Origin of the sequence: Mesorhizobium sp. M0802, from assembly GCF_040320115.1 — a bacterium.
GTDB lineage: Bacteria > Pseudomonadota > Alphaproteobacteria > Rhizobiales > Rhizobiaceae > Mesorhizobium.
Genome location: NZ_JAMYOY010000003.1, coordinates 214,044 through 231,675 on the forward strand (window position 1 = coordinate 214,044; position 17,632 = coordinate 231,675).

Here is a 17,632-nt window from a genome sequence, read left to right on the forward strand (position 1 = left end):
GACTTCTTTAACGGACTTGGCTTTTGACGAAATCCTTCACGATCCCCACGATGCCGCGCGACAGCAGGCTATCGAAGGCATCGACGAAATGGTCGACATGCTCGCGCTGGCAGATCAGCGGCGGCTCGAGACGGATGACGTTGCGGTTGTATTCGGTGAAGGCGACGAGCACGTCATAGTCGCGCAGCAACAGCGCGCCGACGAAGCCCGACAGCGAGCCCTTCAGCTTGTCGTCGAGGACGCTGACGATCGGACGTAGCACCATCGGCAAGGTCTGCGAGAAGTCGTGGAACTCGAGCCCGACCATAAAGCCTTTGCCGCGCACATCCTTGATGATCTTCGGGTACTTCTGCTTCAGCGCCTGCAGGCGCTGCAGCAGATAGTCGCCGGTAGTGGCGGCGTTGTCGATCAGCCCCTCATCATAGAGCACGTTGATGCCCTCGATCGCGGTGACGCAGGCCTCGCCCATGCCGCCAAAGGTGGCCATGGCATGGATCATCGCCGTCTTCGGCGTGCCATAGGCCTTCATATAGACCTCGCGCCGGGCGACCATCGCGCCGACCGCCGCCTTGCCTGCGCCCAGCGACTTGGCCAGCGCCGTCACATCGGGCACGACGCCATAATGTTCGAAGGCGTAGAAGCGGCCGGACCGGCCATAGCCGCACTGCACTTCATCAGCCACCCACAGCACCCCATAGTGGTCGCAGAGCGCGCGCAATTTCTGCCAGTATTGCGCCTCTGCCTGGATGATGCCGCCGCCGCCCTGGATGGTCTCGAGTACGATGACGCCGACCTCCGGGTCGGAGCGGAACAGCCGCTCGACCGCTTCGATATCGGCGAACGGAATGCGCACGGTGTTCTCAGCCATCTTGAAGTCCGCGCGGTAGAGCTGGCCGTCGGTGATGCCGAGCACGCCCTTGGTCTTGCCGTGGAAGGAATTCTCGGCATAGACGACCTTCGGCCGCTTCGGCCCGGCGGCGCGCTCGGCGAGCTTCACCGCCGCTTCCATCGCTTCCGAACCCGACGAGCCCAGAAATACCATGTCGAGATCGCCGGGCGAGCATTTGGCGATGTTGTGCGCCAGCGCCGATGCATATTGCGACATGAAGGCGATGGCGATTTCCTGGCGCTTCTCCTCCTGGAATTTGCGCCTGGCCTCCAGGATGCGCGGATGGTTGTGGCCGAAGGCCAGCGAACCGAAGCCGCCGAAGAAGTCGAGAATCTTGCGGCCGTTCTGGTCGATGTAGAACATGCCTTCGGCACGCTCGATCTTGATCTTGTGGAAGCCGAGCAGCTTCATGAAATGCAGCTGGCCCGGATTGAGATGCGCCTTGAACAGGTCGGTCATGCGCGCGACATCCATCGCCTTCGCCTGCTCGACGCTGATCAGGTCGGGCTTGGCGATGGCGGTAGGCGACAACGCCGGCGCGCCGACCATGGTGCGCGCGTTCGTCTGCTCAGGCTTGGCCATGACGGTCATTTCGGAGTTCTCCTGGTCGTCCCACTTATTCGGCGGGGACATGATTGGCGGTGACGGCAAGCCCGTCTTTCTTGGCGCGGTATTCGCTGTAGGCGGCGATCAGCATGTCCTCGTCGCGATATTGCGGCACCCAGCCGAGCTGGCGCTCGGCCTTGGATACGTCGAGCACGCACTCCTCATCGGCGATCAGATATTGTTCGGGATCCATGATCGGCATGTTCATGAGATCGAGCAGGTCGAGGGTGAGCTTGACCGCCCAGCCCGGCGTCGGGATCAGCAGCGATTTCGAGCCGGCATGCTTGATCAGGTCGCCCAGCAATTTCTTCACCGGCGGCGGATTGAGGGAGCCCAGATTATAAGCCTGGTTGGGCACGCCTGCCTTCCAGGCCGAGCGGGCAGCTTCCGCGCAATCGAACACCGAGATGAACTGATAGGGGTTCTTGCCCGAGCCGATCATCGGCACAGGAAAATTCCAGTCGATCAGTTTGAACAGCTTTTCCAGGATCCCGAGCCGGCCGGGACCGATGATCAGACGCGGGCGAAACAGCGAGATCGACATGCCGCGCTTGCGCCATTGCGCGGCGAGTTCCTCGGTCTTCTGCTTCGACCATCCATATTCGCCGAGCGGCGCGACCGGATGTTCCTCGGTCATCGGCTGGGTGACCGTATGGCCGTAGATCATGTCGGTGGTGTAGTGGACGAGCTTGGACGCGCCGGCCTTGTCCATCGCCTGCATGATGTGTTCGGTGCCATGGAAATTCACCGGAAAGAAGAAGTCGTGACGCTTGGCCCGCACCTGGATCGGCGACAGCATTTTGGCCGACAGGTTGTAGATCATGTCGTCGGCCTTCAATCCGATGTTGGCCACCGAGGCCGTATCCGTGACATCGCAGGTGACGAAGCGAACGTTGCGATAGTGCGTCAGGTCGCTCTTGACGATATCGGCAACGACAACCTCTTCACCATCGGCCACAAGCTTCGGGGCAAGATGACGGCCGACGAAGCCGTCGCCGCCGAAAATAACATGTCTCATCGAACGATCTCGTTTGTCTGGATCTTGTCGGGGATGATGGAAGCGGTTTGGTCGTCATGCCCGCGCCCGCCCAAGTCTCGACCGCTTTGCGCGATCAGCACGGTGCCGACGCAGATGAAGGCGATGCCGGCAATGCGCCAGGCATTGAGGTCCTCGCGGAAGATGAAATAGGCGAAGATCGCAACCGCGACATAGGCAAGGCTGAGGAACGGATACGCAAAGCTGAGCTCGACCTTGGACAGCACATAGAGATGCGAAGCCATCGAGATGACGAAGGTGCACAGGCCGAGAAACACCCATGGGCTGAAAACGACCTGCAACAGCCTCAACAGCGGATTGGTGCCTTCGAACGAAATCGGCCCGAGCGACATCATGCCTTGCTTCAGCATCAGCTGCGCGGCGGCATTGGTCATGACCGTGAACAGAATGAAGACGATGTATTTCATATTTTGCACCCGCCACTCGCAACGGTCCTATTACGAACCTGCAAACATTTCATGAAGTCACGGCAATGCTTTGAGTAAACCACGGAACTTACGATCTATTAACCATGACTTATTCGGATTGTACCTATTCAGCTGCCTTGACACGCCCTGGCCGGTCGTTGAGCTTTTTCGCCGTCCGCAGCCAGAAACTGGACACGAACGCCGGGTCGCGCAGCGCTTCAAGCCGCTGCCAATTCGGGAAGGAGGCCGCGAAAGTATCAGCGCCCATGCGCGCATCCTTGTACGGGTTGACCGCGCCGCCGGCCGCGACCGTGATGCGGTCGAGTTCGCTGAGCAGGGCCAGCGTCCTGTCGCCGCGATTGGGGAAATCCAGCGTCAACGTGAAGCCTGGCCGCGGAAAGGACAGCAGCCCCGGCGAGCGGATCGAGCCGAAGCGCTTCAACACGGTGAGGAAAGAGCCCTGCCCGGCCCGTCGCGCCGCCTCGAGCAGCGCCGGCACGGTCTGACGCGCGACATTTTCCGGCACCACGCTCTGGTGCTGGTAGAGACCTTTCGGGCCATACAGCCGATTCCAGTCGCCGACACCATCAAGCGGAAAGAAAAAGCCCTGGTAGCCGGTTTGGCTCGGCCCCGGCGAGCGCCCCTTCTTCCACCGATAGGCGGCGTTGAAGGCGGTGAGGAACGGCCGGTTGAGCACATTGAACGGCGGCTGGAACGGCACTGAAAAACGGGAGCCGGCGCGAGACGCCGCATGCGAACCATACTCGGCATGATTGCCTGTCAACAACAGGCCGCGCCCGCGGCCATGGCCGCCGGCAAGCTGGTCGATCCAGGCGACGGCATATTCATTAGCCTGGTCGGCGGCCTCGGCCAGTTCGAAGAATTCGCCGAGATCGGCAAACCGCGTTACCTTCTCGGCGATATCGAGCGAATGCACCCGCATCAGCCGGATCGAGGCCGACAGGATCAGGCCGGTCAGCCCCATGCCGCCGATCGTCGCCGCAAACAGCCTTGCATTGTCGGTTGCCGAGCAGGTGTAGGTCCGCCCATCCGAGCGCAGCAGCGTGAACGACTCGACATGGCAGCCAAAGGTGCCGCGCCGGTGATGGTTCTTGCCATGGACGTCATTGGCGATCGCGCCGCCAAGGGTGACGAACTGGGTGCCTGGGACCACGGTCGGAAAGAAACCGTAAGGTGCAGTGTGCGCAATGATATCGGAGAGGAACACGCCGGCCTCCGCCTCGAGCAGGCCGGTCTCGGCATTGAAGGCGCCGATGCGGTTCAGCGGCCGCATGTCCACGACCGCACCTGGCTCGTTCTGGCAGGAATCACCGTAGGAGCGGCCATTGCCATAGGCGAGCAAGGCCTTCTTTGTCGCCTTGCCGCTCCTCATCAGCGCGATGGCATCGTCGGCCGCGATGGCTCGCTTTGCGGCCGGCGTGGCGAGGCCAAAACTCCGGTACCGTTCGCCGGCCATGCCCTACCAGCCTCCCGCGACCAGAAGGGCGGCGCCGATCACCACGACGATCTGGCTTCGCCAGTCGCGGATGATGAAGATGACCGGATCGTCATTCATCTCGTTGCGGCGCGCCAGGATCCAGACCCGCATGGTCAAATACAGCACGATCGGCGCCAGCGGCCAGACCAGCCAGGGATGCGGATAGAGTTCGCGTACCGCGACGCTGTCCATGTACAGCGCCAGCACCAGCGCCGAGGAGAAGGCCGACGCCATTCCTGCCTGGGCGACGATCTCCTGGTCTTCGATGCGGTAGCCGCGACCGGCAACGCGCTCGCCCACCGGAATGGCTGTGGTCCGCAGTTCGACATAGCGCTTCACCAGCGCCAGCGACAGGAAGAAGAAAATCGAGAAGGCGAGCAGCCAGAACGAGACTTCGACCCCGGTCGCCGCAGCACCTGCCAGCACACGCACCGTGTAGAGCCCGGCCAGCGTCAGTACGTCGGCCAGGAGCATGCGCTTGAACGACAGCGAATAGGCTGTCGTCACCACCAGATAGCCGGCGAGCACGCCCAGGAACTCGATCGGCAACAGAAGCCCGGCGGCAATGCCGATCGCCAGCAGCACCGCCATCGCGCCGAGACCGAACGGGATCGACAAAGCGCCGCTGGCGAAAGGCCGGTTGCGTTTGGTCGGATGCTTGCGGTCGAGCGCAAGGTCGAAGAAATCGTTGAGAATGTAGATGGCGGAAGCCACGGCGCTGAAGGAGACGAACGCCAGCAGGCATTGCCAGATCATGTTGATGTTGAAGTATTCATGCGACAGGACCATCGGCACCGCGATCAGCGAATTCTTCAGCCACTGATGCACCCGCAGCATCTTGACGAATGTCTTCAATGTCCTTTTCGGCGCCGGCATCCTTTCGGCGCTATGCGCGGCCTGCCAGCGCTTCGCATGGCGGTCGGGCGCCACGACGATGGCGTTGCGCGCGGCTCCGAAAACCTTGAGGTCGTGCCGGCTGTTGCCGGCATAGTCGAAACCGCCGTCGCCATAGGCGGCGATGAGCGCGTCGCGCTTGCGGCCCGAGGTCATGTTGTGGGGACCGTCGGTCGCCAGCACATAGTCGAAGACGCCCAGATGCGCGGCGATCGTCTCGGCGAACTTGCGTGGCGTACCGGTCGCCAGCACGATCTTGCGTCCGTCGCTATGGTCGGCGAGCAGCCGCTGCAGCAGCGCTTCGCGATAGGGCAGCGAGGCCGGATCGATGTCGATGCGGTCGGCGATGGCTTGTTTCAGCCGCGCCGGGCCGGCGGCCAGCCAGAATGGAACCAGGAAAACATAGAGCGGATTCTTCTTGAGCAGGATGAACAGGCCTTCCCAAAGAAGATCGGTCGCAATCAGCGTGCCGTCGAGGTCGACCGCAAGCGGGATTGCGTTCTTGTCCGACCGCGCATCCATATCCGTTCTGCCCTATTCATAACCGTTGCGCCGTGCTTCGGCGTCTTCGCATCGGTATAGCGGCGGAACGGCGTAGTGAACGTTAAAACGCACGGTTGCAGCCGGTAGGCGTCACGATATTTCCCGCGTCATTGTTAAGCAATCGCTACCGCGGACAATAAAAGGCCGGGCATTGCCCGGCCTCTACTACATCTGCTTGCCGACTTTACTTGATGCGGGCAACGCCACCCGAGATTTCGACCGTTTCCGAGCCGGTCAGGGCCTCGAGGTCACCATTGGGCAAGGTGACGAAACAGCCGTTCGGGCAGAATTCCACGGTTTCGCCGGCGGCCAACGCCAGCTCCGTCTTGCCGCCGCCTTCCGTCACGATCAGCGTACGGGTCTCAGCATCCTTGTTGACCGCGCTGGCGGCAAAGGCCGAGCCACTCGCTGCGGTAAGAGCGATGGCGACGACGAGCGACTTCCACATTTTGCAATATCGGTGTTTCCACACCGCCTCTGTTGCATTTCGCAAGGCATTCTCGCCTTTGCATGTGAGCTTATATGAGATGCAAGCTGAACCGCAACTGAATGCCGCATTCATGCCGCAATTGGTTTGGGAGGAGCTTGGGGCCTTAGCTGGGATCGGGTTTGCGGGCCTTGCGACCAGTTTTGGCCAGCCGCTTCGCCTCGGCGGCGGCTCTGGCCTCCGCCTGCTCCTTCTCGGCGAACTCGACCTCGATCTTGTCGTCGTCGATCGGCCATGCGTCGGTCTTCTTGACCTTGACCTCGGCGCGCGGCGTCGAGGGGATTTCTATGTGCTCGGCGTCAAAAGCATCGAGAACGGCAAAGCGGATATCGTTCTGAACGATGGCGCCGTTCAGCACATCGGCCAGGAACACGCGGATCTCGAACTCGAGTGCTGCCGGCCCGAAATTGGTGAACAGCACGAAGGGTTCCGGGTTCTTCAGCACCAGCGCATGGCCGCGCGCAATCTCAAGCAGGACCGCGTGTACCCGCTTGACGTCGCTGCCATAGGCGACCCCGACCTTGATCTCCACACGTCCGAGCTTGTTGCGGTGCGTCCAGTTGCCGACGGCGTTGTTGATGAGGTTCGAATTGGGCAGGATCACCGATTGCCGCTGGAAGGTCTCGATTTCGGTGGCGCGCACGCTGATCTTCTTGACCGTGCCTGATGTGTCGCCGGCGACGATCCAGTCGCCGACCTTGAACGGCCGCTCGGCGAGAAGGATCAGGCCCGACACGAAGTTGGACACGACATTCTGCAGGCCAAAGCCGATACCCAGCGAAAGTGCGCCGGCAACAAGCGCCAGGTTGGAGAGATCGATGCCCGCCGCCGAGATGCCGACGAGCCCAGCGAGCGCGACGCCGGCATAGCCGACCGCCAGCCGGATCGAGTTGCGCACGCCGGTATCGACCTTGCCGCGCGCCATTACCGAGCCGTCGAGCCAGCCCTGGAACCAGCGGGTCAGGAAATAGCCGATGATGAAGACGACGATGCCGGTGAGGATGCCGGTGACCGAAATCGTCACCGAACCGACGGTGACGCCTGTCGCCAATTTATAGCCCCAGGCCTGGATATCGCCGGGCTGGAAGCCCCACATCAACAGGATCAGCGGCAGGAACACCAGCACGATCATCAGGTTGATGGCGACGCTGACGACGAGGCCGAGCTGGTCGAGCGCGGTGTCCTCATAGCTGGAATTGGTCTTCAGCCAGCGCCCGATGGACGTGCCGGCGAAACCACCCTCCTCGCCGATCTCGCGCGCCGACAGGAAGCCGATATAGGCGGTGAGCAGGATGGTGCCGGTGACCACGACCTGCAACGAGACGAAGATGGCAAGACCGATATAGCCGAACAGCGCCGCCGCAATCGTGAACAGGCCGAGCGCGACACAGGTGTAGCGCAGCCAGGCCGGCCAGGGGCGCCAGCGCCCGTCGGCGTCCTTGTAAGGCTTCAGCAGCGCCATAAGGATCAGGATGACGCCCACGATGACCGTGGCGACAAAACTCCTGGCCACCGTCAGCGACAGGGGCGAGCCCATCTTGTCGTTGACGATCGACAGGAAATTATTGATGCCGATGACGACTGCCATGGCCGTCGTCAGCCGCACCAGCCAACGCGCCGGGCCGGTCTCGACCTGGATCAGGCGCCAGTTCGGCATGCTGGGCGACAGAGCCGCATTGGTCAGGCGGTTGACACAGAACACTATGGCGATGACGGCTGCCAGCGCGTTGAGGAAAACGCCTATGTCGCCGCGCAGCACATTGTAGTAGTTGTACAGGAACACCGTCGAGGCGAGGAAGGCGCTGACCGCCAGCGTCGGCAGCAAAGTCGACCAGAACGCCACCGACAGGCGACTGAGATACGTCGGATCTTCAACCGACGCGTCGGGCTCGAAGATGCGCCCAAACAGGCGGCGCCCACCGACCAGAAGCACCACCGCCAAAGCAAGCGCCATGAGGGTCGCCGCGAGCATCGCCTGGAACTTGAACTTGAAGGCAAAGCTCAGCCACGATGACACCGCCCTGTAGAAGTTGGCGTATTCGTCCTTTGCGTCGGAAAACACCTGGGGGCTCAGTGCATCGGACAACACATAGCGCTTGGTCAGCCCGCTGCGAAACAGCTCGCTGCGCATATTGCCGATCTTCTCGATCAGCGCATTGATGCGGATCGACAGGTTCTGCGCGCCGGCGATGACGGCGTTGATCTCCGCCTTTTCCGACGCCAGCGCCTGGCGCTCGCCGGTCACGATGTCCGGTTCAGGGGGCTGTCCGGCAGCCGGCGGTGCGCCAAGCTGCTCAAGCCTCGAATTGATCTCTCCCAGCCGCGAACGAAACGCCAGCGCGCTGTTCAGCGCAGCGCGCGACAGCTCTTCCAGCTGCAGGCGGATTTCGACAAGGGTGGTGTCGTCGACGCCGTCCTCCTGGACTTTCTTCTCCAGAGCGTCGGTCTTCGTCGTCAAACCCTGCAGGATTTTCTGCTGGTCGGCGACCAGCCCGGCAGGCGCCTGGCCCAGCCCCTGCGCCATGGCGCCGAACGAATGCGGCGCCAAGGCAACGAGCGCTAGGACCAGGATCAGGCGAAAGAAGCGAAAAAACATAATGGTGGCGACTCAAAGGGCGGCAAAGGCCGCCTCTAAAGCGGTCCTTGATAGAGACGCTCATCCCGTGGGGCAAGTCGTGGTGAAGTCATGGCAGGTGTCGCCGTGCGGGAGTCGGCCAGTCGAAAAGCCATGGCGCAATCTTGGCTTTGCGCCCGCCGCCTGCTCTATAGTCTGCCGCATCGCGCCGAGCCGGAAGGTTTCAGGTCTGTCCGACCTGAAACCTTCCGGCTCTAGAAATCAAAGATATAGAGCATGATGTCGTCCGAAAACCGCTTCACACTTTTCGGCATCATGCTCTAGGGATGACATGAAGAATGGCGGAATATTCAGCCCTTTCGCTTCTCACGAACGCGCTCAAGGGAAACAAGGACTGGAAGCCGGCCTGGCGCAAGCCCGACCCCAAGGCTTCCTATGACGTCATCATCATCGGTGGCGGCGGCCACGGCCTGTCGACGGCGTACTATCTGGCCAAGGAGCACGGCATCACCAATGTCGCGGTGCTGGAAAAGGGCTGGCTGGGTTCCGGCAATGTCGGCCGTAACACCACGGCGGTGCGCTCCAACTACCTTTTGCCGTCCAACACCCGCTTCTACGAACATTCGATGAAGATGTGGGAGAACCTTTCGCACGACCTCAACTACAACGTCATGTTCTCGCAGCGCGGCTGCCTGAATCTGGCTCACACGCCGGGCCAGTTCGACGACTTGGCAAGGCGCGGCAACGCCATGCGCCACCTCGGCGTCGATGCCGAGCTGATGAGCACCGCCGAGATCGCGCGCCTGGTCCCGGCGCTGGACATGGCGGCCTCCGCGCGCTTTCCCATCGTCGGCGGCCTGATGCAGCCGCGCGCCGGCACCGCCCGTCACGATGCGGTTGCCTGGGGCTATGCCCGCGGCGCCGACCGACGCGGCGTCGACATCGTCGAGAATTGCGAGGTCACCGGCTTCCTGCGCGACGGCGACCGCATCACCGGCGTGCAGACGACGCGCGGAGAGATCCGCGGCAAGAAAGTTGCCGTGGCCGTTGCCGGCAGCACCGGACGGGTGATGCAGCTTGCCGGCATCGACAGGATGCCGATCGAGAGCCATGTGCTGCAGGCCTTCGTGACAGAGTCGCTGAAACCGTTCTGCAACACGGTCCTGACCTTCGGCATGGGCCATTTCTATATGTCGCAGTCCGACAAGGGCGGCCTTGTCTATGGCGGCGATATCGACGGCTACAACAGCTACGCCCAGCGCGGTAATCTGCCCATCGTCGACGAGGTCATGAGCGAGATGCTGGCGCTGTTTCCCGGCCTTGCGCGTGTACGCATGCTGCGCTCCTGGGGCGGCGTCTGCGACATGTCGATGGACGGTTCGCCGATCATCACCACCGGCCCGCTGCCCGGCATGTATCTCAATTGCGGCTGGTGCTATGGGGGCTTCAAGGCCACGCCGGCCTCGGGCTGGTGCTTCGCATACACCATCGCCAAGGACGAACCGCACGCGTTCAACGCGCCGTTCACGCTCGACCGTTTTTATCGCGGCCTGGTGATTGACGACAAGGGCCAGGGCGCAACGCCCCGGCTGCATTAGGGTTCAAACAAATGCTTATCACTTGTCCCTATTGCGGCCCGCGCGACGTCATCGAGTTCACCTATCAGGGCGACGGCAACCGCGAGCGCCCGCAGCCCAACTCGCAGGACCTCGACGCCTGGAACGCCTATGTCTACGATCGGCTGAACCCGGCCGGCGACCACAATGAGATCTGGCAGCATTCCGGCGGTTGCCGCACCCATCTGAGGATGGTGCGCAACACGGTCACACATGAGATTTCCAGCACCGGTTTCGCGCGCGGCGACCACAACGCCGCCGCCCGGCACAAGGCTGGGGGCAAATCGTGAGCCCGCGCCGCACCGAGACCGGCGGCCGCATCGACCGGCTGCGCACCATCCGCTTCACCTTCGACGGCACGCCCTACACCGGCCATGGCGGCGACACGCTGGCCTCGGCGCTGCTTGCCAACGGCGTGACGCTTTTCGGCCGCTCGTTCAAATACCACCGCCCGCGCGGCCTGCTCTCGGCCGGCGTCGAGGAGCCGAACGCGCTGGTCACGGTGCTGCGCGGCGAAGTGCGCGAGCCCAACATCGCCGCAACCATGGTCGAGATCTATGACGGGCTGGTCGCCGTCAGCCAGAACCGCTTTCCCTCGCTCGCCTGGGACATCAACGCCGTCAACCAGCTCGGCGGCAAGATCCTGGCCGCCGGCTTCTACTACAAGACCTTCATGGGCCCTGTCTTCGGCCCCTTGAAAGGCACCCGCTTCTGGATGTTCTGCGAGCATTTCATCCGCCGCGCCGCCGGCCTGGGCCGCGCCGGTATTGCCGCCGACACCTCGCGCTACGAGCGCATGAACGCGTTTTGCGACGTGCTGGTGGTCGGCTCCGGCCCGGCCGGCCTGTCAGCCGCCAAGGCCGCTGCCGACCAGGGCGCGCGCGTCATCCTGGCCGAACTCGAGCCGCGTTTCGGCGGCTCGGCCAACTGGTCCGGCGAGGCCATCGACGGCGCGCCGGCCGCCGACTGGGCGGCGCGCGCCGTCAGCCAGCTTGAGGGCCATGACACGGTCCGCCTGCTGCCGCGCACCACAGTGTGGGGCTATTATGACGGCAACACGCTGGCCGCACTCGAGCGCGTCACCGACCATAAGGAGACGCCCGGCAAGGGCGAGCCTCGCCATCGCTACTGGGCGATCCGCGCCAAAACGGTGGTGCTGGCCGCCGGCTCATTCGAGCGGCCGCTTGTGTTCCCCGGCAATGACCGGCCGGGCGTCATGCTGGCGCATGCCGCCGAGCGATATGCTAACGATTATGGCGTGCTGCCCGGCGACAGGATCGCGCTGTTCACCAACAATGACAGCGCCTATCGCTCGGCGCTGGCGCTGAGGAAGGCCGGCGCGGCTATTGTCGCCATCGTCGATGTGCGCCCCGAGCTTTCGGCCGAAATGCGCAGTCTCGCCACCGAGGTCGAAGCCGAAATCCTCTCCGGCCATGCCGTGGTCGCCACCGAGGGCGGCAAGGCGCTCTCCGGCCTCAAGGTACAGCGCTTCGACATGAATTCGGGCACACTGAGCGGTGACGCCCGCAGCATCCACGCCGATAGCCTGCTGATGTCGGGCGGCTGGTCGCCGACCATCCATCTCGCCAGCCAGGCCGGTGCCAGAGCCGAATGGAACCCTGCCCGCCAGGCCTTCCTGCCGCCGAAACCGACGCGGCAATGGATTGGCGCCGGCGCTTTCAACGGCAGCTTTTCGACCGTCGAAGCCATCACTGAGGGCCGTGCAGCCGGCCTGTCCGCCGCGGGCGGAGCGGCTGCGCCGGCGGCTTTGCCGGATGTCGAAGCAGCCCCGGGAAACCCCGATCCGGCGCCGGTGTTCGAGATCAAAGCCAAGGGAAAAAGCTTCGTCGACTTCCAGCATGACGTGACTGCCGAAGACGTGCGGCTGGCGCATCGCGAAGGTTTTGTCTCCGTCGAGCATCTGAAGCGCTACACCACGCTCGGCATGGCGACCGACCAGGGCAAGAACTCCAACGTTCCGGGCCTCGCCACCATGGCCGAGGCGTTGGGCAAACCGATCCCCGAAGTCGGAACGACGCGCTTCCGCCCGCCCTATTCCGCGGTGTCGATCGGCTCGCTTGCCGCCGAACGCTTCGGCGATCTGAAACCCGAGCGCCTGACGCCCATGCATGACTGGCACCTCGCCAATGGCGCAACGATGTATTCCGCTGGCCTCTGGTATCGACCAATGATCTACGGCCTTGCCGGCGAGACGGTCGAGCAGGCCTATGTCCGTGAAGCCAGGGCGACGCGCGAAAGCGCCGGCATCGTCGACGTCTCGACGCTGGGCAAGATCGCCGTTCAGGGGCCGGATGCGGGCGAATTCCTCGACCGCGTCTACACCAACATGTTTTCCACCCTCCCCGTCGGCAAGGCCCGCTACGGCCTGATGCTGCGCGAGGACGGGCTGGCCTTCGACGACGGCACCACATGGCGGCTTGGCGAACAGGATTTCCTGATGACGACCACCACGGCCAACGCCGGCAAGGTGATGCAGCATCTGGAATATTTCCTCGACGTCATCTGGCCGGAACTCAAAGTGCATGTCACCTCGGTAACCGACGAATGGGCAGGCGCGGCCATCGGCGGGCCGAAGGCGCGGGCCATCCTCGCCGCCTGTGTCACGGGCACCGCCGTCGACAACACAGCCCTGCCCTTCATGGGCATCGTGCGCGGCGAGATATCAGGCGTGCCGGTGATGATTTGCCGGCTGTCCTTCTCCGGAGAAATGGCCTTCGAGATCTATTCCGGCGCCGGCTACGGCACCCATGTCTGGCAAGCCCTTGTCGAAGCCGGCAAGCCGTTCGGCCTGGTCACCTACGGGCTGGAGGCGTTGGGCACGATGCGCATCGAAAAGGGCCATGTCACCGGCGCGGAGATCGACGGCCGCACCACGGCGCGCGACCTGCATCTCGACTGGATGCTGTCGAAGAAGAAGCCGTTCATCGGCTCGGCGATGATGGACCGCGAAGGCCTGATCGCGCCCGAGCGGCTGCAGCTGGTCGGCCTGGTCTCGCTCGACAACCGGCCGTTCAATGGCGGCGCCCACCTCGTCGAGGAACTGGACGAAGCCAATCCGCACGATTCCATCGGCCATATCACCGCCTGCTGCTATTCGCCGGCGCTGGGCAAGCACATCGCGCTGGCCCTGGTCGAAGGCGGCAAGGCGCGCCATGGCACCCGCGCGTTTGTCTCCGATCCGCTGCGCAACCGGTTCGGGCCGGTCGAAATCGTCTCCAACCATTTCTACGACCCGGACGGGAGCCGCATGCATGGCTGAGCGCCAATCAACCGAACGCCAATCACCCGAGCGCCTCTCGCCGCTCGAGCCGGTGTTCCATCCGGGTTCGCACGGCAATTTCGAGCATGGCGTCGATGTCATCCTGACCGAAATCAGGCCAGGCTCGATCCTGCAACTGGCCGCATGGCCGGGCGCGGAAAAGCAGCTGATCGAGGCGATCGGCAAAGTCACCGGCCTCGCTTTGCCCGACGGTGCCGGCGGCGGTCTCGCCAAGTTCGGCAAGGCCGTGTTCGGTTTCGCGCCTGGAAAATTCACGGTCGTCGACGATGCCGAGGGCCTGGCGGCGCGTTTTGCCGGGGACGTAACCCCGGCAATCGGCACGATCACCGACCTGTCGCATGGCCGCACCGCAATCCGCATCGCCGGCCCTAAGGCCGAATGGGTGCTGGCGAAATTCTTCGCCATCGACTTTGCGCTGCCCGCCTTCCCCATAGGCTCCGGCCGTTCGACCACCCATCACGACGTCTTTGCGCAGATCCAGCGCACCGGCGCCGACCAGTTCGACATCTATGTCTTCCGCTCCTTCGCCCGCTCGTTCTGGAAGGCGCTCTGCCATGCCAGCGAGGAGGTCGGCTACGAGGTTCAGTAGGGCCGACAGCCGTTCTGGCCTCAAGGCCAGCAGGTTCTGCCGCTAGAGAATGCTCCAATGGAAGCCCATGGTGGGGAACGTGGCCCAACCGGCCCAGGGGATTAAAAAGCTCCCGTCTCAGAGTCGGCATCCTCGTTTGGTTCGAACATCCCCATGACCGCAGAACTATCCGCCGGCGCCACGGATCGCGCCGATGTGTCGGCCAGAGCCTTGCTCCTGCTGCCGCTGACGGTCGCCTGCGGCGTGTTCATGACCAGCCTCGACCAGAATGTCGTGGTCACCGCCCTGCCCGGTATCAGCGACAGCCTCGGCCGGCCGCCGAGCCAGCTCGGCCTGTTGATCACCGTCTATGTCGCCAGCCTGATCATCTCGATGCCGCTCGGCGGCTGGGCGGCCGACCGCTTCGGCTTGCGCAGCGTCTACTGCTTCGCCTTGCTGGTGTTCGCCGCGTCATCGGCGCTGTGCGGCCTGTCCAACGACATCTGGACGCTGGTCGGCGCCCGCGCGCTGCAAGGCTTCGGCGGCGCCTTGATGGGGACGCTCGGCCAGGTCGTCATCCTGTCGACCTTCCCGCGCAGCCGCACGCTGAAGATCAACATGTATATTTCGCTGGCCGGCCAGTCCGGACCGCTGGTCGGCCCGCTCGTCGGCGGCGCGCTGACGACTTATATCTCCTGGCGCTGGATCTTCTTCATCAACGTGCCGTTCGCGCTGGCGGCGGCCGTGCTTGCCGCCTCGCTGTTTCCGACCGTTACCAAACCGGTGCGCACGCCGTTCGATTTCCCGGGCTTCCTGCTGGTCGGCAGCGGCATGGTCCTGCTGGTCTTCGGCATGGATTCGCTTGCGGCCAAAGACGCCGCCGGCAGCACGATCGCGGCCGAGCTGACGCTGGCGATCGTCATCCTGACGCTTGCCTCCTTCCACTGCCTGCGCGCCCGCAACCCTTTGCTTGACCTGAAACTCCTGCACATCCGCACCTTTCGCATCTCCTTCCTCACCGGTGGTGGGCTGGACACGATCGGCCTGAGCTCGGTCGTTTTCCTTTTGCCGCTGATGTTCCAGCTCGGCTTCGGCATGAGCGCGGTGCAGGCGGGATCGCTGACTTTCGTTGCCGCAATCGGCTCGCTGATCATGCGTGTCTTCATGCCGCGCCTGCTCAACCGTTTCGGCTTTCGCCGCGTACTGGTCGTCAACACGCCGATCGTTGCTGCCATGGTAGCGGGCTTCGCCTTGATTGAGGCGACCACGCCGGTCTGGATTGTGCTAGCCTATATCTTCGCCTTCGGCGTTCTGCGCTCGGCGCAGTGGGCTTCGACCGGCAACCTCGCCTATTCCGACATCGCGCCCGACCAGCTCGCCCGCTTCAGCGCACTCTACTACATACTGTGGCAGTTGGGGGTGGCGATCAGCGTCGGCCTGGCGGCGGCGCTGTTGTCGTTCCTGGCTGGCGGCGGGCCGGCGGTGACCAACGATTTCCGCATCCTGTTCGTGGTCGAGGGCGTCATCACGCTGTGCGCGCTGATCGCCTATCTCAGACTGACACCGCAGGACGGCGCCCATGTCAGCGGCCATGGCGCGCAGATGAACGTGGAATAAGGCGCCGTTAGCCGAGCCCTATTCGCTGAACGTCACCCACTCTTCCAGCGGCACGCGGTCGGTGCGGAAGTCGTTTTCGGGCTTGGAGGTGTCCTCGAGGCCTAGCGCCATGCCGCAGACGACGATCTCCTCGTCGGGAATGTTGAGCACCGGCCGGATCTGCCGGTGATAGGGCGCGAAGGCGGCCTGCGGGCAGGTGTGCAGGCCCCTGCCTCGCGCCGCCACCATGATGTTCTGCAGGAACATTCCGTAGTCGATCCACGAGCCTTGGTTCAGCCGCCGGTCTATGGTGAAGATCATGCCGACCGGCGCGTCGAAGAAGACGAAGTTGCGGTCGTGCTGGGCGCGCATCTTGTCGACCTCGCGGCGACCGATGCCGAGTGCCCCGTAGAGCCCGAAACCGTTGGCGCGGCGGCGGGTGAGATACGGCTCGAAGAACTGGGTGGGGTAATAGCGATACTCGTCCCAATCGGCCTTTTCGGCGCGGATACCGGAATTCAGGATGGCATCGGTGATCTGCTGCTTGACCTCGCCCTTGACGACATAGACCCGCCAGGGCTGCATATTGGTGCCCGAAGGCGCGCGCGCGGCGACGCCAAGAATGGCTCGGATCGTCTCGTCATCGACCATGTCGGGCAGGAAGGCGCGCACTGAACGGCGCGAGATGATCGCCTCGTCGACAACAGCCGCGTTATGCGCTGCCAGGCCGTTTTTTTCCAGCATGGGCCGTCCCTTTGCGCACACTTCGAAAGCCGAACCGGCTATCGGAGAAGACCTTGCGCAGATTTCAATCCTTGGTCGCCGACCCGCATTCCCACACCCGCCGCTCGTGGCAGAGCCTTTGCATGAACCGCCAAAATGGCGCAAGCAAATCTTGTGTGTTCATGAAAATTCGCTTGATTTTTTCACGGACATGAGCTCTCATGAAATTCATTTCCAGATTTTCATCAAGTGAGCGTTTTGCCGCCAGCTATCCCCAAAACATTGCAGGGACCCGACGAGCGCCTGCTGGCGAGCGACATCCGTGCGCTGCGCAAGGCGCGCGGGCTGACGCTGGCTGAGATAGCGCTGAAGCTTGGTCGCTCCGTCGGCTGGGTCAGCCAGGTCGAGCGCGGCCTGTCTATCCCTTCGCTTGGCGACCTCAGGGCCTTCGCAGACCTGTTCGGCGTGCCACTCAGCCTGTTCTTCAGCCACGACGTGCCGATCGAAAAGGAGCGCGGCTTTGTCGTGCGCGCCGGCAGCCGGCGCACGCTTGGCACAAGCGAATCCGGCCTGGTGGAGGAGCTTCTGTCGCCCGATCTCGGCGGTAGTTTCGAGATGGTGCGTTCGATCTTCGCGCCGGGCGCCGAGATGAAGAGCGAGCAGCTGCGGCCGACCGAGGAAGCCGGCTACATCGCCTCTGGCATTTTCGAGATCGAGATCGCGGGCGTCTGGCACCGTCTTGTCGAAGGCGATTCCTTCCGCTTCGAGCGCAAGCCATACCGCTGGCGCAATCCCGGCAGCGAGCCGGCCGTGGTCATCTGGGTGGTTTCGCCGCCTGTTTATTGAATGCATCTCGCCCAAAGTGTGCAGCG

14 protein-coding genes are annotated in these 17,632 nt (G+C 63.4%); 6 read left to right on the forward strand and 8 right to left on the reverse strand.

Features of this window, described 5'->3' with window-relative positions:
- Positions 1 to 7: 7 nt before the first annotated feature.
- The 7 genes from NKI10_RS06940 to NKI10_RS06970 form a co-directional block, all read right to left on the reverse strand.
- The gene (locus tag NKI10_RS06940) at positions 8 to 1,438 is read right to left on the reverse strand and encodes an aspartate aminotransferase family protein (RefSeq protein WP_352859449.1); all 1,431 of its coding nucleotides are present in this window, start codon (positions 1,436 to 1,438) and stop codon (positions 8 to 10) included.
- A gap of 67 nt (positions 1,439 to 1,505) precedes the next feature.
- Positions 1,506 to 2,513 carry an NAD-dependent epimerase/dehydratase family protein gene (locus tag NKI10_RS06945; RefSeq protein ID WP_352859288.1) on the reverse strand — a complete coding sequence of 336 codons (1,008 nt, stop codon included), beginning with the start codon at positions 2,511 to 2,513 and terminating at the stop codon, positions 1,506 to 1,508.
- Positions 2,510 to 2,959 (reverse strand): EamA family transporter, encoded by a 450-nt coding sequence (locus tag NKI10_RS06950; protein WP_023670373.1) that lies wholly within the window; start codon positions 2,957 to 2,959, stop codon positions 2,510 to 2,512. Before NKI10_RS06950 ends, NKI10_RS06945 begins: the two co-directional genes overlap by 4 nt.
- Before the next feature lie 124 nt (positions 2,960 to 3,083).
- Positions 3,084 to 4,436, reverse strand: coding sequence for an FAD-binding oxidoreductase (locus tag NKI10_RS06955; protein WP_352859289.1), 1,353 nt, complete (start codon positions 4,434 to 4,436; stop codon positions 3,084 to 3,086).
- 3 nt (positions 4,437 to 4,439) lie between these two features.
- A complete protein-coding gene (locus NKI10_RS06960; RefSeq protein WP_352859291.1) occupies positions 4,440 to 5,873 on the reverse strand; it encodes a UbiA family prenyltransferase in 1,434 nt (477 codons plus the stop codon).
- Positions 5,874 to 6,078: 205 nt separating this feature from the next.
- On the reverse strand, positions 6,079 to 6,342 hold the full coding sequence (locus NKI10_RS06965; protein ID WP_023670370.1) for a hypothetical protein: 264 nt from the start codon (positions 6,340 to 6,342) through the stop codon (positions 6,079 to 6,081).
- 145 nt (positions 6,343 to 6,487) lie between these two features.
- Entirely contained in the window at positions 6,488 to 8,977 is a 2,490-nt protein-coding gene (locus NKI10_RS06970) for a mechanosensitive ion channel family protein (RefSeq protein WP_352859293.1), read from the reverse strand.
- Positions 8,978 to 9,294: 317 nt separating this feature from the next.
- On the opposite strand from NKI10_RS06970, the gene NKI10_RS06975 reads away from it, so the two are divergent.
- The 5 genes from NKI10_RS06975 (at position 9,295) to NKI10_RS06995 (ending at position 16,058) form a co-directional block, all read left to right on the forward strand.
- Entirely contained in the window at positions 9,295 to 10,554 is a 1,260-nt protein-coding gene (locus NKI10_RS06975; protein ID WP_352859294.1) for a sarcosine oxidase subunit beta family protein, read from the forward strand.
- Positions 10,555 to 10,565: 11 nt separating this feature from the next.
- A complete protein-coding gene (locus tag NKI10_RS06980) occupies positions 10,566 to 10,862 on the forward strand; it encodes a sarcosine oxidase subunit delta (RefSeq protein WP_023670367.1) in 297 nt (98 codons plus the stop codon).
- Complete coding sequence (locus NKI10_RS06985; protein ID WP_352859296.1) at positions 10,859 to 13,852, forward strand: sarcosine oxidase subunit alpha; 2,994 nt, start codon at positions 10,859 to 10,861, stop codon at positions 13,850 to 13,852. The genes NKI10_RS06980 and NKI10_RS06985 overlap by 4 nt, the downstream gene beginning before the upstream one ends.
- The gene (locus tag NKI10_RS06990) at positions 13,845 to 14,462 is read left to right on the forward strand and encodes a sarcosine oxidase subunit gamma (protein ID WP_352859298.1); all 618 of its coding nucleotides are present in this window, start codon (positions 13,845 to 13,847) and stop codon (positions 14,460 to 14,462) included. The genes NKI10_RS06985 and NKI10_RS06990 overlap by 8 nt, the downstream gene beginning before the upstream one ends.
- Positions 14,463 to 14,615: 153 nt before the next feature.
- A complete protein-coding gene (locus NKI10_RS06995) occupies positions 14,616 to 16,058 on the forward strand; it encodes an MFS transporter (RefSeq protein WP_352859300.1) in 1,443 nt (480 codons plus the stop codon).
- 18 nt (positions 16,059 to 16,076) lie between these two features.
- Here NKI10_RS06995 and NKI10_RS07000 read toward each other — a convergent pair whose 3' ends face one another.
- Complete coding sequence (locus NKI10_RS07000; RefSeq protein ID WP_023700347.1) at positions 16,077 to 16,781, reverse strand: nitroreductase; 705 nt, start codon at positions 16,779 to 16,781, stop codon at positions 16,077 to 16,079.
- A 282-nt stretch (positions 16,782 to 17,063) separates the two neighbouring features.
- On the opposite strand from NKI10_RS07000, the gene NKI10_RS07005 reads away from it, so the two are divergent.
- Positions 17,064 to 17,606 carry a helix-turn-helix domain-containing protein gene (locus NKI10_RS07005; RefSeq protein WP_352545386.1) on the forward strand — a complete coding sequence of 181 codons (543 nt, stop codon included), beginning with the start codon at positions 17,064 to 17,066 and terminating at the stop codon, positions 17,604 to 17,606.
- The last annotated feature ends 26 nt before the right edge of the window (positions 17,607 to 17,632 follow it).

Coding starts and splice junctions, on each gene's coding strand:
- NKI10_RS06960 (WP_352859291.1), bottom strand. CDS start 5,873: ATGGATGCGCGGTCGGACAAGAACGCAATCCCGCTTGCGGTCGACCTC.
- NKI10_RS06940 (WP_352859449.1), bottom strand. CDS start 1,438: ATGGTCGGCGCGCCGGCGTTGTCGCCTACCGCCATCGCCAAGCCCGAC.
- NKI10_RS06975 (WP_352859294.1), top strand. CDS start 9,295: ATGGCGGAATATTCAGCCCTTTCGCTTCTCACGAACGCGCTCAAGGGA.
- NKI10_RS06950 (WP_023670373.1), bottom strand. CDS start 2,959: ATGAAATACATCGTCTTCATTCTGTTCACGGTCATGACCAATGCCGCC.
- NKI10_RS06970 (WP_352859293.1), bottom strand. CDS start 8,977: ATGTTTTTTCGCTTCTTTCGCCTGATCCTGGTCCTAGCGCTCGTTGCC.
- NKI10_RS06995 (WP_352859300.1), top strand. CDS start 14,616: ATGACCGCAGAACTATCCGCCGGCGCCACGGATCGCGCCGATGTGTCG.
- NKI10_RS06955 (WP_352859289.1), bottom strand. CDS start 4,436: ATGGCCGGCGAACGGTACCGGAGTTTTGGCCTCGCCACGCCGGCCGCA.
- NKI10_RS06980 (WP_023670367.1), top strand. CDS start 10,566: ATGCTTATCACTTGTCCCTATTGCGGCCCGCGCGACGTCATCGAGTTC.
- NKI10_RS06965 (WP_023670370.1), bottom strand. CDS start 6,342: ATGTGGAAGTCGCTCGTCGTCGCCATCGCTCTTACCGCAGCGAGTGGC.
- NKI10_RS06945 (WP_352859288.1), bottom strand. CDS start 2,513: ATGAGACATGTTATTTTCGGCGGCGACGGCTTCGTCGGCCGTCATCTT.
- NKI10_RS06990 (WP_352859298.1), top strand. CDS start 13,845: ATGGCTGAGCGCCAATCAACCGAACGCCAATCACCCGAGCGCCTCTCG.
- NKI10_RS07000 (WP_023700347.1), bottom strand. CDS start 16,781: ATGCTGGAAAAAAACGGCCTGGCAGCGCATAACGCGGCTGTTGTCGAC.